The 14,230-nt window shown below is 68.0% G+C and carries 13 protein-coding genes and 2 tRNA genes; 4 read left to right on the top strand and 11 right to left on the bottom strand.

Annotated elements, in window-relative coordinates; translation table 11 throughout:
* Positions 1 to 10 precede the first annotated feature (10 nt).
* Together SOM08_RS13075 and rnr are read right to left on the bottom strand one after the other, a co-directional pair.
* Entirely contained in the window at positions 11 to 913 is a 903-nt protein-coding gene (locus SOM08_RS13075) for a gamma-glutamyl-gamma-aminobutyrate hydrolase family protein (RefSeq protein ID WP_245980758.1), read from the bottom strand.
* 11 nt (positions 914 to 924) lie between these two features.
* A complete protein-coding gene (gene rnr, locus SOM08_RS13070; protein ID WP_116957077.1) occupies positions 925 to 3,165 on the bottom strand; it encodes a ribonuclease R in 2,241 nt (746 codons plus the stop codon).
* 33 nt (positions 3,166 to 3,198) lie between these two features.
* Here rnr and SOM08_RS13065 point away from each other — a divergent pair.
* A tRNA-Leu gene (locus SOM08_RS13065) sits at positions 3,199 to 3,283 on the top strand.
* 88 nt (positions 3,284 to 3,371) lie between these two features.
* Here the strand turns inward: SOM08_RS13065 and rimO are convergent.
* From rimO to SOM08_RS13040, 5 genes are all read right to left on the bottom strand, one after another.
* Entirely contained in the window at positions 3,372 to 4,757 is a 1,386-nt protein-coding gene (gene rimO / locus SOM08_RS13060; RefSeq protein WP_116957076.1) for a 30S ribosomal protein S12 methylthiotransferase RimO, read from the bottom strand.
* Between the two features lie 43 nt (positions 4,758 to 4,800).
* Positions 4,801 to 5,343, bottom strand: coding sequence for a polyhydroxyalkanoate synthesis repressor PhaR (gene phaR, locus SOM08_RS13055; protein WP_116957075.1), 543 nt, complete (start codon positions 5,341 to 5,343; stop codon positions 4,801 to 4,803).
* A gap of 118 nt (positions 5,344 to 5,461) precedes the next feature.
* Positions 5,462 to 5,538 (bottom strand) — tRNA-Val (locus tag SOM08_RS13050).
* 43 nt (positions 5,539 to 5,581) lie between these two features.
* Positions 5,582 to 7,870, bottom strand: coding sequence for a RelA/SpoT family protein (locus SOM08_RS13045; RefSeq protein ID WP_116957074.1), 2,289 nt, complete (start codon positions 7,868 to 7,870; stop codon positions 5,582 to 5,584).
* Positions 7,867 to 8,787: an alpha/beta fold hydrolase gene (locus SOM08_RS13040; protein WP_116957073.1), complete on the bottom strand. Its 921-nt coding sequence runs from the start codon at positions 8,785 to 8,787 to the stop codon at positions 7,867 to 7,869. The genes SOM08_RS13045 and SOM08_RS13040 overlap by 4 nt, the downstream gene beginning before the upstream one ends.
* Positions 8,788 to 8,867: 80 nt before the next feature.
* Here SOM08_RS13040 and SOM08_RS13035 point away from each other — a divergent pair, with 80 nt between their 5' ends.
* Positions 8,868 to 9,638 (top strand): 3-hydroxybutyrate dehydrogenase, encoded by a 771-nt coding sequence (locus tag SOM08_RS13035; RefSeq protein ID WP_322469066.1) that lies wholly within the window; start codon positions 8,868 to 8,870, stop codon positions 9,636 to 9,638.
* Between the two features lie 4 nt (positions 9,639 to 9,642).
* Here SOM08_RS13035 and SOM08_RS13030 read toward each other — a convergent pair whose 3' ends face one another.
* Complete coding sequence (locus SOM08_RS13030; RefSeq protein ID WP_116957071.1) at positions 9,643 to 10,386, bottom strand: SIMPL domain-containing protein; 744 nt, start codon at positions 10,384 to 10,386, stop codon at positions 9,643 to 9,645.
* Positions 10,387 to 10,402: 16 nt separating this feature from the next.
* The gene (locus SOM08_RS13025; RefSeq protein WP_147326148.1) at positions 10,403 to 10,702 is read right to left on the bottom strand and encodes a hypothetical protein; all 300 of its coding nucleotides are present in this window, start codon (positions 10,700 to 10,702) and stop codon (positions 10,403 to 10,405) included.
* A 170-nt stretch (positions 10,703 to 10,872) separates the two neighbouring features.
* Between SOM08_RS13025 and ompR the strand changes: the two genes are divergently transcribed.
* Together ompR and SOM08_RS13015 are read left to right on the top strand one after the other, a co-directional pair.
* On the top strand, positions 10,873 to 11,604 hold the full coding sequence (ompR, locus tag SOM08_RS13020; protein ID WP_070399984.1) for a two-component system response regulator OmpR: 732 nt from the start codon (positions 10,873 to 10,875) through the stop codon (positions 11,602 to 11,604).
* Complete coding sequence (locus tag SOM08_RS13015; protein WP_116957069.1) at positions 11,604 to 13,007, top strand: sensor histidine kinase; 1,404 nt, start codon at positions 11,604 to 11,606, stop codon at positions 13,005 to 13,007. The genes ompR and SOM08_RS13015 overlap by 1 nt, the downstream gene beginning before the upstream one ends.
* Positions 13,008 to 13,028: 21 nt before the next feature.
* Here the strand turns inward: SOM08_RS13015 and ispF are convergent, their stop codons facing one another.
* The gene (gene ispF / locus SOM08_RS13010; protein WP_116957068.1) at positions 13,029 to 13,511 is read right to left on the bottom strand and encodes a 2-C-methyl-D-erythritol 2,4-cyclodiphosphate synthase; all 483 of its coding nucleotides are present in this window, start codon (positions 13,509 to 13,511) and stop codon (positions 13,029 to 13,031) included.
* Positions 13,508 to 14,230: a 2-C-methyl-D-erythritol 4-phosphate cytidylyltransferase gene (gene ispD, locus SOM08_RS13005; protein ID WP_245980757.1), complete on the bottom strand. Its 723-nt coding sequence runs from the start codon at positions 14,228 to 14,230 to the stop codon at positions 13,508 to 13,510. Before ispD ends, ispF begins: the two co-directional genes overlap by 4 nt.

Genomic DNA, 14,230 nt, shown 5'->3' with positions numbered 1-14,230 from the left:
GTCGGGAACCTCAAGCCGACAGGCGCAGACCGGCGCGCGGCGGCCGGGGGTCCAGCTCCAGGCCGGCATCGAAGCGGCGCATGGCCTCGGCGCGCGAGGCCTCCAGAAAGTCCAGCATGATGGGCGAGCTGTCCACCAGGGCGTGGCGGCCGTGGTGGAACTCGGGGTGCCACTGCACGCCGCGCGCGTAGGCCTCGCCGGTCCAGCGGATCGCCTCGACCAGGCCGTCGAGCGAGGACACCGCCTCCACCACGATGCCCTTGCCCAGGTCCGCCACCGCCTGGTGGTGGATGCTGGTGACGCGCAACTGCGTGGACTTGGGGTAGAGCTCGGTGAGCGCCGAGCCCTGGATGAAGGTGACGTCGTGCTCGAACTGGTCGTACAGCTCCACGTCCACGTGCTCGTGCGCGGCCGGGCACTGGGTGGCGATGTCCTGGAACAGCGTGCCGCCAAAGGCCACATTGAGCAACTGCGCGCCGCGGCACACCCCCAGCACGGGCTTCTTCTGCGCCAGGAAGCAGCGCATCAGCGCGAGCTCGTAGCGGTCACGCACCACGTCGCCGCGCCACTCCTCGCGCAGCGGTTCCTGGCCGTAGGTTTCGGGCGCCACGTCCGCCCCGCCCTGCAGCACCAGGGCATCGAGCTCCTGTACCACGTGTTCAACCTTCAGGTGGCGCGCGGCCAGCTGGGTGTCCTGCGTGACGGCCGGCACCATGAAGGCCACGGCACCGTGCGCCATGATCCAGTGCGCCAGCGAGGCCTCGATGTACTGCAGGCTTTTGTTGCGAAAGCCCAGCTCGGGCGGCACGTGGTGCATGAGCCGCGCCGACACGCCGATGCGCAAGGGCCGTTCCTGTTCGACGCGCGGCGATTTTCGGCCCCCGGCGCCACCGAGGCTGCCCTTCGTACTCATCGCCGCGACGCTCATCGCTTGCCCCGCCTCGACTTGGAGGGCCCCGCGCGCGAAGGCTTGGCGACCGACTTCTTGTCGGCCGCGCGGCGCACCGCGGACTTGAGTTCAGCGCCCGGGCGCGGCTTGGCGGCACCGCGCTCCCGCCGCCCCGCGCCGGCCGACGCGGCATCGCCGCCGGTCTTGTCGCGCATGGCCTTGAGCACCACGTCGTCTTCGCCGCTCACGAGGCGGAAATCGATGCGGCGGCCGTCCAGGTCGACCCGGCTGACCTGGACCTGCACGCGCGAACCCAGCGTGTAGCGGATGCCCGTGCGCTCGCCACGCAGTTCCTGGCGCGCTTCGTCGAAGCGGAAGTACTCGCCCCCCAGCTCGGTGATGTGCACCAGGCCCTCGACGTACATCGCGTCCAGGGTGACGAAGAGGCCGAAGCTCGTGACCGCGCTGACCACGCCCGCGAACACCTCGCCCAGGTGCTCGCGCATGTACTTGCACTTGAGCCAGGCCTCCACGTCGCGGCTGGCCTCGTCGGCGCGCCGTTCGTTGGCGCTGCAGTGCAGGCCCGCGGCCTGCCAGCCCAGGGTATCGGCCGAGGGCTTGCGCGCATGGGGTGCCGGTGGCTTCACGCGGCTGGCCAGGCGCTTGCTGAGCTTGGCGTGCGCCTCGCCCGGCGTGGGCAGCGCCGGCAGCTGGTACTTCTGCTTGTGCAGGATGGCCTTGATCACGCGGTGCACCAGCAGGTCGGGGTAGCGACGGATCGGGCTGGTGAAGTGGGTGTAGGCCTCGAACGCCAGGCCGAAGTGGCCGCTGTTGATGGGCGTGTAGATGGCCTGCTGCATGGAACGCAGCAGCATGGTGTGGATCTGCTGCGACTCGGCCCGATCCTTGGTGATCTCCGCGATGTGCTGGAACTCGCCGGGCTTGGGCTCGTCGCTGAGCGAGGCGTTGACGCCCATGGCCTTGAGGTAGTTGCGCAGCACCTCCAGCTTTTCGGGCGTGGGACCTTCGTGCACGCGGAACAGGCCCGGATGCTTGCCCTGCTCGATGAACTCGGCCGAGCAGACGTTGGCGGCCAGCATGGCTTCTTCGATCAGCTTGTGCGCGTCGTTGCGCGTGCGCGGCACGATGCGCTCGATGCGGCCCGATTCGTCGCAGACGATTTGCGTCTCCACGGTCTCGAAATCCACCGCGCCGCGCGCGTTGCGCGCCGCCAGCAACGCGCGGTACACGTCGTGCAGGTTCAGCAGGTAAGGCACCAGCGGCTTGCGGTTCATGGCCTCGGGGCCACGCGTGTTCTGCAGGATCGCCGCCACCTCGGTGTAGGTGAGGCGCGCGTGGCTGAACATGACCGCCGGATAAAACTGATAGGCGTGGATCTCGCCGCGCGCGGTGATGAGCATGTCGCACACCATGCACAGGCGCTCCACCCCCGGGTTGAGCGAGCACAGGCCGTTGGACAGCTTCTCGGGCAGCATGGGGATCACGCGGCGCGGGAAGTAGACCGAGGTTGCGCGGTCGTAAGCGTCCACGTCGATGGGCGAACCGGTCTGCACGTAGTGGCTCACGTCGGCGATGGCCACCAGCAGGCGCCAGCCCTTGGCCTTGCCCACTTTCGCGGGCTCGCAGTACACCGCGTCGTCGAAGTCGCGCGCGTCTTCGCCATCGATGGTCACCAACGGCACGTCGCGCAGGTCCACCCGGTGGCGCAGGTCGCTCGGCCGCACATGGTCGGGCAAAGCGCGCGCCTGCGCCGTGGCGGTCGGCGAGAACTCGTGCGGCACGCCGTACTTGCGGACCGCGATCTCGATCTCCATGCCCGGGTCGTCGATCTCGCCGAGCACTTCCTTCACACGCCCCACGGGCTGCCCGTACAGCGCAGGCGGCTCGGTGAGTTCCACCACCACCACCTGGCCCGGCTTGGCCGAGCCCGTGGCACCTTTGGGAATCAGCACATCCTGGCCGTAGCGCTTGTCCTCGGGCGCCACGAGCCACACGCCGCCCTCTTGCAGCAGACGGCCGATGATGGGCGCCGTGGAGCGCTCGATGATTTCGGTGACGCGGCCCTCGGGACGGCCCTTGCGGTCGAGCCGCACGATGCGGGCCTTCACACGGTCCTTGTGCAGCACCGCGCGCATTTCGTTGGAGGGGAGGTAGATGTCGGGCTGGCCGTCGTCGCGGACCACGAAACCGTGTCCATCGCGGTGTCCGGAAACGACGCCATCAAATTCTGCGAGGAGGTTGTTTTTATCGCTCACTATTTCTCTGCTATACTGCTGGTTTCCTGAGATGCCCAGGTGGCGGAATTGGTAGACGCACTAGTTTCAGGTACTAGCGCCGAGAGGCGTGGAGGTTCGAGTCCTCTCTTGGGCACCATCATATAAGGGCCTGCAGTCCACAAGACTGCAGGCTTTTTCTTTGGCCAACGGCCGCAGTGGCGTCGGCCAGGGCCGGCGGCCCCGGATCAAACGGGCATGGCCACAAGATCGTGGCCATCGGTATCAACAATACGGGCCCGCGTGAACTCGCCCACCTTCAGCGTCTTGCTGATCTTCTCGGGCGGCAGCAGCCGCACCACGCCATCGATTTCGGGCGCGTCCGCGTAGCTGCGGCCCAAGGCGCCCTTCTTGCCCAGGCCGGGCGCACTGTCCACCAGCACCTGCATGCTGGCGCCGATGCGAGCGCGCAGCTTGTCGGCCGACACCTGCTCGGCCACGGCCATGAAACGCGCGCGGCGCTCCTCGCGCAGCGCCTCGGGCACCGGGTCGGCCAACCCATTGGCGGCGGCACCCTCCACCGGCGAATACGCGAAGCAGCCGGCGCGGTCGATGCGCGCCTCGCGCAGGAAATCGAGCAGGTGCTCGAATTCCGCCTCGGTCTCGCCGGGAAAGCCCGCAATGAAGGTACTGCGCACGACGATCTGCGGACAGATCTCGCGCCAGCGCGCGATGCGCTCCAGGTTGCGCTCGCCGCTCGCGGGCCGTTTCATGCGGCGCAGCACGTCGGGGTGGCTGTGCTGCAGGGGTACGTCCAGGTAAGGAAGCACCAGGCCCTCGGCCATCAACGGGACGATCTCGTCCACGTGCGGGTAAGGATAAACATAGTGCAGGCGCACCCAGGCGCCGAAGGGCTTGGCGAGCTCGCCCAATTCGCGCACCAGGTCGTGCATGCGCGTCTTCACGGGCCGGCCATCCCAGAAGCCGGTGCGGTACTTCAGGTCCACGCCGTAGGCCGAGGTGTCCTGGCTCACCACCAGCAACTCCTTCACCCCCGCCTCGAACAGCTTGCGCGCCTCGGTCAGCACGTCACCGACGGGCCGGCTCACCAGGTCCCCGCGCATCGACGGAATGATGCAGAAGGTGCAGCGGTGATTGCAGCCCTCGCTGATCTTGAGGTACGCGTAGTGGCGCGGCGTGAGCTTGATGCCTTGCGGCGGCACAAGATCCACGAAGGGGTCGTGCGGCTTGGGCAGGTGCTGATGCACCGCCTCCATCACCTCGTGCGTGGCGTGCGGGCCGGTGACGGCCAGCACGCTGGGGTGCATCTGGCGCACCAGATTGCCGCCCTCCTCGCCCGCGCGCGCACCCAGGCAGCCGGTGACGATGACACGGCCGTTTTCGGCCAAGGCCTCGCCGATGGCGTCCAGACTTTCTTTCACGGCGTCGTCGATGAAGCCGCAGGTGTTGACGATGACCAGGTCAGCGCCGTCGTAGGACTTGGAGGTCTGGTAGCCCTCGGCGCTGAGCTGGGTCAGGATCAGCTCGGCGTCGGTGAGCGCCTTGGGGCAGCCCAGGCTGACGAAGCCCACCTTGGGCACGGCGCCCGGGGCGGTTGCGGTGGATTCACTCATAGAGGCGGGATTGTCTCAGACCCCGCCCGAGCGTTCAGACCATTCAGCGTTTGAGGCCCAGCGCGGCGAGCATCTGCTCGCTGTTTTTCTGCATCTGCTCCTGCATCTGCGTGAAGGCGGTGCGCGACTGCTCCAGGTAAGTGCCCATCATGCCCTGCATCATGGGCGACTGCAGGTTCATGAACTGCTTCCAGGCCTCCGGGTTGAGCCCGCCACCACCCTGCTCCGCCATCTTCTGCTGCAGATCCATGAAGATCTGGATGTTCTTTTCCAGGTAAGACCCCATGAAGTCCTGCATGGCGTGGCCGTAGAAACGGATGATGTTCGCCAGCACCTGTTCGGTGAAGATGGGCGCGCCGGCCGTTTCCTCTTCCAGGATGATCTGCAGCAGGATGCTGCGGGTGAGGTCTTCGTTGGTCTTGGCGTCACGCACCACGAAGGACTCGTTGCCCATCACCAAGGCCTTGACCTCGGCCAGGGTGATGTACGACGAGGTGTCGGTGTCGTACAGCCGGCGGTTGGGGTACTTCTTGATGACGCGCACGCCACGCGCACCCGCTGCTTCGGTCTTGGATTTGGTCGCCATCCCGGCATTCTAGGAACCGGCGGGGGGGCACCGGGCATGGTTTTCCCTGTGCAATCCACTCCGCCTCATGGCCAAGACAAAGGGCCTGTCGCGGTGGCAACAGGCCCTTTGGGAAAGTTGGTAGGCGCGAAGGGACTCGAACCCCTGACCCCCACCATGTCAAGGTGGTGCTCTAACCAGCTGAGCTACGCGCCTTCGAACGAATCGAAGCCTCGCAGTATAGCAGTTCCTGGCCGCACTATTTGCGGCGCACCATGCGCACGCCGTTCACGTCCCCCACCACGGCCATGGCGCGCGCCACCTGGCGGGCGTCTGCCACCTCGATGGTGAAGGTCATCCAGGCCACGCCCCGGACGGACTGGGTCTGCACCCCGATCACGTTCATCTTCTCGCGGGCGAAGACGTCGGAGATGTCGCGCAGCAGGCCCTGACGGTCGACGGCCTCGATGGCCACGTCGACCGGATACACCGCCTGCGCGCCGCCGCGCGCATCGTCGCGACCGGTCCAATCGACCTCGATCACGCGGTCCGGGCTCTTGCGCACCAGGTGCGCGAAATCGGTGCAGTCGGCACGGTGAATGCTCACGCCCTTGCCTCGCGTGACGAAGCCGCGAATCTCGTCGGGCGGCGCCGGCCGGCAGCACTTGGCGAGCTGGGTCATCAGCGAGCCCACGCCCACCACCAGCACGTCGCCCTTGGGGCTTTGCTGGCCGCGACGGGGCTTGCGCACCCAGCTGCTGGGCTCGGGCGCGGCCTCGGGTTCGGGCGGGCGCAACTGGGTCTCGATCGAGCGCAGCGACAGCTCGTCCTTGCCGACCAGCTCGAAGAGCTCGTCGGCGGAACCCAGGCCCATTTCAATGGCCAGGTCCTCGAACTTGAGCGCCGTGCGGCCTTCGCGCTGCAGCAGCTTTTCCACCGCCTCGCGCCCGCGCGCGATGGTCTCGGCCAGTGCCTGGGCGTTGAACCAGGCGCGCACCTTGCTCTTGGCGCGGTGACTCACCAGATAACCCAGCTCGGGATTGAGCCAGTCACGCGAAGGGCCGCCGTCCTTCACGGACACGATCTCCACCGTCTGACCGTTCTGCAGCGCCGTGTTCAGCGGCACCATGGCGCCATCGACCTTCGCACCGCGGCAGTGGTGGCCCAGGTCGGTGTGCACGGTGTAGGCAAAGTCGACCGGCGTGGCGCCTTGCGGCAATTCGACGATGGCGGCATTCGGCGTGAGCACGTAGATGCGGTCGTCGAACAGGCCCTGGGCGGTGCCGCTGAGATCGCGCTCCCAGGCCAGCAGTTGGCGCAGCACGGCGATCTTGGCGTCGTACTCGGAGTTGGCCGTCACGCCCGAGTAGCCTTTGGCACCCGCTTCCTTGTAGGCCCAGTGCGCGGCCACGCCGTGCTCGGCGTGATCGTGCATGGCCTGGGTACGGATCTGGATCTCGAAGGCCCGCCCCTGGGCGTCGCGCACCACCGTGTGCAACGACTGGTAGCCGTTCGGTTTGGGCTTGGCGATGTAGTCGTCGAACTCATCCGCCACCGGCGTGAAGTGCTCGTGCACGAAGGACAGCACGGCGTAGCAATCGGCGGTTTCGAGCACGATCACGCGCAAGGCCCGGATGTCAAACACCTGCTCGAAGTCCAGCGCCTTGCCCCGCATCTTCTTGACGATGCTGTAGATGTGCTTGGGCCGGCCCTGCACCATGGCGGCGATGCCCTGGGCCAGCAGCGCGCGCTGCAGGTCCTCGCGCACCTGCTCGACGTGCGCCTCGCGCTCGGCGCGTTTTTCGTCGAGCAGCTTGGCCACGTTCTTGTAGGTCTGCGGCTCCAGGAAGCGGAAGGCCAGGTCTTCCATCTCCCACTTGATCTGCCAGATGCCCAGACGGTTGGCCAGCGGCGCGAACACATGCAGGGATTCGCTGGCCAGCAGTTCGCCCGGATCGCCCTTGATGGAGGCGAAATAGCGCAGTGTCTGCAGACGCGACGCCAGGCGCAGCATCACCACGCGCAGGTCGCGTGAAAAGGCCAGCAGCATCTTGCGCACGTTCTCGGTCTGGCTGGCCGCGAGCTCGGACACCGGTGCCTTGGACAAACCCGGCGCGGGCTGGCCTGCGTCTTGCGCGGCCATGCGCTCCTCCTGCTTGCGCGCGAGCTTCTCCGCCGCCTTCAGGCGCGCCTGCCGCTGCAGCTGGACGAGCTTGGTGGTCTCCAGCGCCAGCGCGGCGTGCTGCTCGCCGAAGGCCTTGGCGATGACTTCCTGCGGCCGGTTCAGGTGCTGGCAGGCATACACCAGGTACACCACCGACTGCATGGCCTCGGACCCACCGATGTCGGCCAGGATGCGTGCCACCGCCTCGGCGTGTGTCCAGGTGTTCTCACCCGTGTCCAGGCATTCGCCTTCCAACAGGGGCTCGGCAAAGGCGCGGGCGCGCGCCAGCGCATTGGCCTGCTGCGGCAGGCCTGCGGCGGTGGCGGCCACGATCGCGGCCGTGGCTGGCGCCGCGTCGTCCAACGAGGGGTTGGCCCGCTTCATGGCGAGAGCAGGAAATCGAGCACGGCGCGCACCTGGTCGTCGGCCACCAGCGTGGGCGCGTGACCCACGCCAGCGAAGCTCACGCAGCGCGGGCGCGGCCCGCGGGCCTGCATGGCCCGCACGGTGTCCATGCTGAGCAGGTCCGAGTCCTCGCCGCGCAACACCAGGGTGGGCGCAGCGATCGCGTCGTACAGGTCCCACAGCGCGGCCTCGCCGGCGCGCACCGCCTCACGCAGCACCTGCGTTTCCACGCCCTGCGTCATGGCCTTGAACGGCACGGCGATGGCCGGGTCGTAGTGCAGGCGCACGCGCCCGCCGCGCTCGCGCAGCATCGGCAGGGACAGGGCCCGCCATTGTTCGGGCGTGTGGGGGCCGAAGCCCTGGGAAATGCTGGCCAGGTAGTCGCTCGCGGCCTGAGCGGAGTCGAAGTCGGGGTCCAGGCCCAGGTAGGTGCCGATGCGCATGAGCGCTTCCCACTGCACCACGGGCCCCACATCGTTGAGCACCAGGCGGGTGGGCGCCAGCAGCGGCTGCGCCGCCACGCCCATGCCGATGAGTCCTCCCATGCTGGTGCCAACCCAGTCGATTCGTACGCCGGGCCGCTGCGCGCGCAACTGCTGCAGCAGCACGGCAAGGTCGGCCACGTAGGTGGGCACCTGGTAGGCCATGGGGTCGGCCAGCCAATCGCTGTGCCCGCGCCCCGCCACATCCACCGCGACCACGCGGCAGAAGGGTTGCAGCGCGCGCGCCAGGGTGTCGAAGTCGCGCCCCTGGCGCGACAGACCGTGCACGCAGACGACCACGTGATCGTCGCGCCCGCCGGTGCTGCGCCAGTCCCACCAGGCCATGCAGCGCGGGCCGCCTTCACGGGCCGCGGCCCCACCGACGACGGTGTGCTGGAGTTGGGGTTCGGTCATGGTGCGGCTCGGGGCTGGCGTCCGCCATCCATAATGCATGGCAGCACGTCCAACCAATCGTAATGGAACTGGAGTAACCCATGCTCACCGGGAAAACCGCACTCGTCACCGGATCCACCAGCGGCATCGGCCTCGGCATCGCCAAGGCCCTCGCGCGCCAGGGCGCCAACGTGGTGCTCAATGGTTTCGGGGACAGCGCCGGTCCGCAGGCCGAGGTGGCGGCGCTGGGCACCCAGGTCGGCTACCACGGTGCCGACATGAGCAAGCCCGCGGAGATCGAGGACATGATGGCCTATGCGGCCAAGACCTTCGGCCAGGTGGACATCCTCGTGAACAACGCGGGCATCCAGCACGTCGCCAAGGTGCAGGACTTCCCGGTCGAACGCTGGGACGCGGTGATCGCCATCAACTTGTCCAGTGCCTTCCATACCTCGCGCCTGGCCCTGCCGGCCATGCTCAAGGCCAACTGGGGACGCATCATCAACGTGGCTTCGGTGCATGGGCTGGTGGGGTCGGCGGAGAAGTCGGCGTATGTGGCGGCCAAGCACGGCATCGTGGGCCTGACCAAGGTGACGGCCCTGGAGACCGCCACCTCGGGCGTCACCTGCAACGCCATCTGCCCGGGTTGGGTGCTGACGCCGCTGGTGCAGAAGCAGGTGGACGCGAAGGCCGCCGCACTGAAGCTGTCGAATGCGGAAGCCACCAAGCTGCTGCTGGGCGAGAAGGAGCCCTCGATGCAATTCACCACGCCCGAGGAGCTGGGCGAACTGGCGGTGTTCTTCTGCTCGCCCGCCGCCGGCAACGTGCGCGGCGTGGCCTGGAACATGGACGGCGGCTGGGCCGCCCAGTAAGGCCTCAACGCATTTGGATGGCGCCAGACACCGTGATGCTCACGGTACTGGTGCCGGCGGCCACCGGAATGGCGGCGTCGCTCGCGGCCGCCTTGGCCTCCATGGCCATCATGCGCGGCATGGGTCGCTCGGGCATGTCGGTCGAACTCACCGATACATCGCGCAGCGTGTAGCCGCTGAAGCCGAAGCCCTTGGCGATTTCACTGGCGCGCGCGCGAAAACGCTCGATGGCCTGGGCCTGCACCTGGGACTCAAGCGCCTGGCGCGCCTCGCGCGAAAGGGAGAAGCCCATGCTGGAAACGGTGAGGGTCTGCACGCGACCGGCCACCGCGCTCACGTTGGCGATGTCTCGGCCCTCGATCACCACCTCGGCCTGGCCCTGCCAACCGCTGATGCGGCCATTGCTGCCATAACGCGGATAGAGGCGCAGATTGCCAGTGCGCACCTCCAGTTGCTGAGGCTTGGCCTGCGGCTGAGCGATCGCCAGTGCGGCATCCACAGCCACCTTGAGCTGATTCTGCACGGTGGCGGCATCGCTGCCCTCGCGGGTGGTGCTCAACACCACGGTGAGCCAGTCCTGCGGCACTTCCAGGTGGCCACTGGCGGAGAGGCTCACCACATTGGCGGGCACCTCAGGCGCCTGCGCCAACGCGACCGGCGAAGCGGCCACGGCGGCGATGAGGCTGAGAGCGGAAGCGGCGCGGCGAACCGCAGCCGCCGAACGGGCGGGCAGATAGGGCATGGGCATGTGTGCTGGGTTTTGTTCAGGGCTGGCGATGGGACTCGAAGGGCGGTTGCACCCTGAGCTGCTCGCGCAGGCGCTGGCGCTCCTCCACGGACAGCCGGAAAGGCTTGCCGCCGTCGTCCATGTCGTCAAAGGGTTGGCGCAGCGCGTCACGCAGCCGCATGGGCGCACGCGCCTCGCCGCCATCGATTGAGATGGGCACCACCGTCACCGTCGCAGCGTCGGCGCCGATCATGCCGGCGTCGCGCGGACGCTCCGGATTGGCGTACGCCAGACACGCGGTCAAGCAGGCAATGGTTCCCATCCAAACGGACTTCATGGTGTGGAGGAGTATGAACAGAAGTCCGATTGTGCGAGTGAGGCCCGGGTCAAGCGAATGGCATGTGGGGCAACATCTGTAACAGCCTGTCAAAAAACCAAAAAACGAGCGTTGACAAGCACTTGCCGCTGCCAAAATCGGCTTTGTTACATTTATCGGAAGTTGCTCCCATGCCACAGAACCACCCCCGCCCCAACAAGGTTCTCGTCGTCGATGACGACGTGCGCATCCGCGACCTGCTGCGCCGCTACCTGATGCAGGAAGGCTTCGAAGTGATGCTGGCCGAAGACGGCAAGGCCCTGAATCGGGTCTTGCAGCGCGACGCCGTGGACATCATCGTGCTTGATCTGATGATGCCCGGCGAGGACGGGCTGTCGATCTGCCGCCGCCTGCGCGCCAACGGCGACCGCACGCCCATCATCATGCTGACCGCCAAGAGCGAGGACGTGGACCGCATCGTGGGCCTGGAGGTCGGCGCCGACGACTACCTCGGCAAACCGTTCAATCCGCGGGAACTGCTGGCTCGCATCCACGCCGTGCTGCGCCGCCGTCCGCCAGCCGAGGTCCCCGGCGCGCCCTCGCAAGATGCCGAAGTGGTGAAGTTCGGCCCCTACGAATTCGACCTGAGCCTGCGCACGCTGCGCAAGGACGGCAACGACCTGCCGCTGACCACCGGCGAATTCGCCATGCTGAAAGCCCTGGTACGCCATCCGCGCCAACCGCTGTCGCGCGAGAAGCTGGCCCAGCTGGCGCGCGGACGCGAGTTCGAGCCCTTCGACCGCAGCCTGGATGTGCAGGTCTCGCGCCTGCGCAAGCTGATCGAGGACGACGCGTCCTCGCCGCGCTACCTGCAGACGGTATGGGGCGTGGGCTACGTGTTTGTGCCGGACGGCAACACCTGATGGACAGCGAATCACGCGTACCGTTCGAGACCGAACCCACCGCGCTGGAAACCGCCCCAGCCCCGCTGGAGGTGCGGCCCACGCGCGGCGTGAGCCTGTTCTGGCGCACGTTCTTCTTTCTCACCTTGCTGCTCACGGGCTGCATCATCGCGTGGCTGCAAACCTTCCGCGCGCTGGAATACGAGCCGCGCGCCCTGCAAAGCGCGCAGCAGCTCGCTTCGCTGGTGAACCTGAGCCGTGCGGCGCTGATCCACTCGGACTCCATCGCGCGCGTCTCACTCATCAAGACCCTGGCGTCCGAGGAAGGCCTTCGCATCGCACCGCGCGAGCCCAACGACACCTTCCAGCTCTACGACACCGACCTGCTCAGCCGCAACGTGGCCGGGCAGTTGAAGGCCCGCCTGGGGCCTGACACGGTGGTGGCGCGAGAGGTCAATCACCAGGCGGGGCTGTGGATCGGCTTCTCGATCGACGGCGACCCGTACTGGCTGTTGACCGACCCCTCCCGCATCGGCCCGGTGGCGGGCACCACTTGGCTGATCTGGCTGGGCACGGCCGCCCTGCTTTCGCTCGCTGGCGCCGCGCTCATCGCGCGCCTGATCAACCGGCCCTTGAAGAAGCTCTCCTTCGCCGCCAGCCGGGTGCGCGAGGGCGACTTCAACGCCAGCCAGCTCAACGAGACCGTGGCCACCAGCGAGATTCGCGAGGTCAACATCGGCTTCAACCGCATGGCGCAGCGCCTGTCCAAGATCGAGCAGGACCGGGCGCTCATGCTCGCCGGTATCTCACACGACCTGCGCACGCCGCTGGCGCGCCTGCGGCTGGAAACCGAAATGAGCGTGGCCGATCCGATGGCGCGCGAGCACATGTCGGCCGACATCGAGCAGGTCAACGCCATCATCGACAAGTTCCTCGACTACGCGCGGCCCGACCACATGAAGCCGGAGGAGGTCAATCTCAACGAGGTGATCGAGACCGCGCTGTTCGCGCTCGGCGACGACCCCAAAACGGTCATCAAGACCCGCATCGAGCCCGCGCTGTTCGTGCTGGGCGACCCGGTGGAGCTGCAACGCGTGTTCAGCAACCTGCTGGAAAACGCCTCGCGCTACGGCCGCGACCCCGACAGCGGGGTGGTGCAAATCGACATCGCCGCCAAGGCCAAGGACGACTCGGTGCTGGTCAAGCTGCGCGACCACGGCCGCGGCGTGCGGCCCGAAATGCTGGAGCAGTTGACTCAGCCGTTCTTCCGCGGCGACGCCGCGCGCTCCGACGCCACCGGCACGGGCCTGGGTCTGGCCATCGTGGAGCGCGCCATCACGCGCATGGGGGGGCGCTTCGCACTGGCCAACAGCAGCACGGGCGGCCTGGCGGCGCACATGAAGCTGCGCCGCTCGCCGGGCTGAGCGCTGCCGGGCACCAGCCGCTCAGACCTTGAGCAACAAGGCCACGGCGCGGGCCTCGATGGCCTCGCCCTGCCCCACCGGCCCCATCTTCTCGGCCGTCTTGGCCTTCACGTTCACCTGGTCCACCGCCAGGTCGAGCAAGGCGGCGATGCGCTCGACCATGGCCGGGATGTGCGGCGCCAGCTTGGGCGCCTGAGCCACCACCGTGCTGTCGACGTTGCCGATCTCGTAGCCTTCGGCGCGCACGCGCCGCGCGGCCTCGGCCAGCAGCGCGCCCGAGTCGGCACCGCGGAAGCGCTCGTCGGTGTCGGGAAAGTGGCGGCCGATATCGCCCAGCGCGGCGGCGCCGAGCAGCGCGTCGGTGATGGCGTGCAGCAGCGCGTCGGCGTCGGAATGCCCCAGCAGGCCATGCGTGTGCGGCACGGTGATGCCCCCCAACACCAGTGGGCGGCCGGTGACCAGGCGGTGGATATCCCAACCTTCGCCGATGCGGATGGCGTTCATGTGCGGCTCCTCAGGATGGCTTCGGCCAAGGCGAAGTCGTGCGGGTACGTGACCTTGATGTTGCTGGCGCGCCCTTCCACCAGGCGCGGGCGCCGCCCGGTGCGCTCGATGGCGCTGGCCTCGTCGGTGATGCCCTCGAAGCCGGTGGCCCGGGCCTCCGACAGCGCGTCCAGCAACTCGCCCAGGCGGAACATCTGCGGCGTCTGGGCCAGCCACTTGTGGCGGCGCTCGATGGTGCGGGCCACACGGCCGTCCACCTCGTCCTTCAGCGTATCGGGCAAGGGCAGCGCCAGAAGGCCGCCCACCGGGTCGCCAGCGCAGGCCTCGATCAGCGCCGTCACCTCCTCGGGCGTGACCAGGCAGCGCGCGGCGTCGTGCACCAGCACCCAGTCGGTATCGGGCACGCCGGCTTCGCGCAGGGCCCGCAGGCCGTTGAACACGGTTTCGGCGCGCGTGGCCCCGCCGCGGCGCAGGGCCTGCACGCCGTCGATATCGGCGGGCCAGTGCGCATCGTCGGGCGCCAGCACCACCACGATCCGATCCAGCCGCGGCACGCCGCGCAACGCAGCCAGGGTGTGCTGCACCAGGGGCCGTCCCGCGACGGGCTGGTATTGCTTGGGCAGTGGCGCGCCCGCGCGCGAACCGGTGCCCGCGCAAGGCAGCAACGCATGGCAGCGGGGCAAGGACGGTGGGGCGGGAAAAGGGGAAGCGGCGCTCAT

The sequence above is a fragment of the Hydrogenophaga sp. SNF1 genome, from assembly GCF_034421675.1.
GTDB lineage: Bacteria > Pseudomonadota > Gammaproteobacteria > Burkholderiales > Burkholderiaceae_C > Hydrogenophaga > Hydrogenophaga borbori.
Note: the sequence above shows the minus strand (reverse complement) of the source record. Positions and strands in the feature narration are given on the sequence as shown.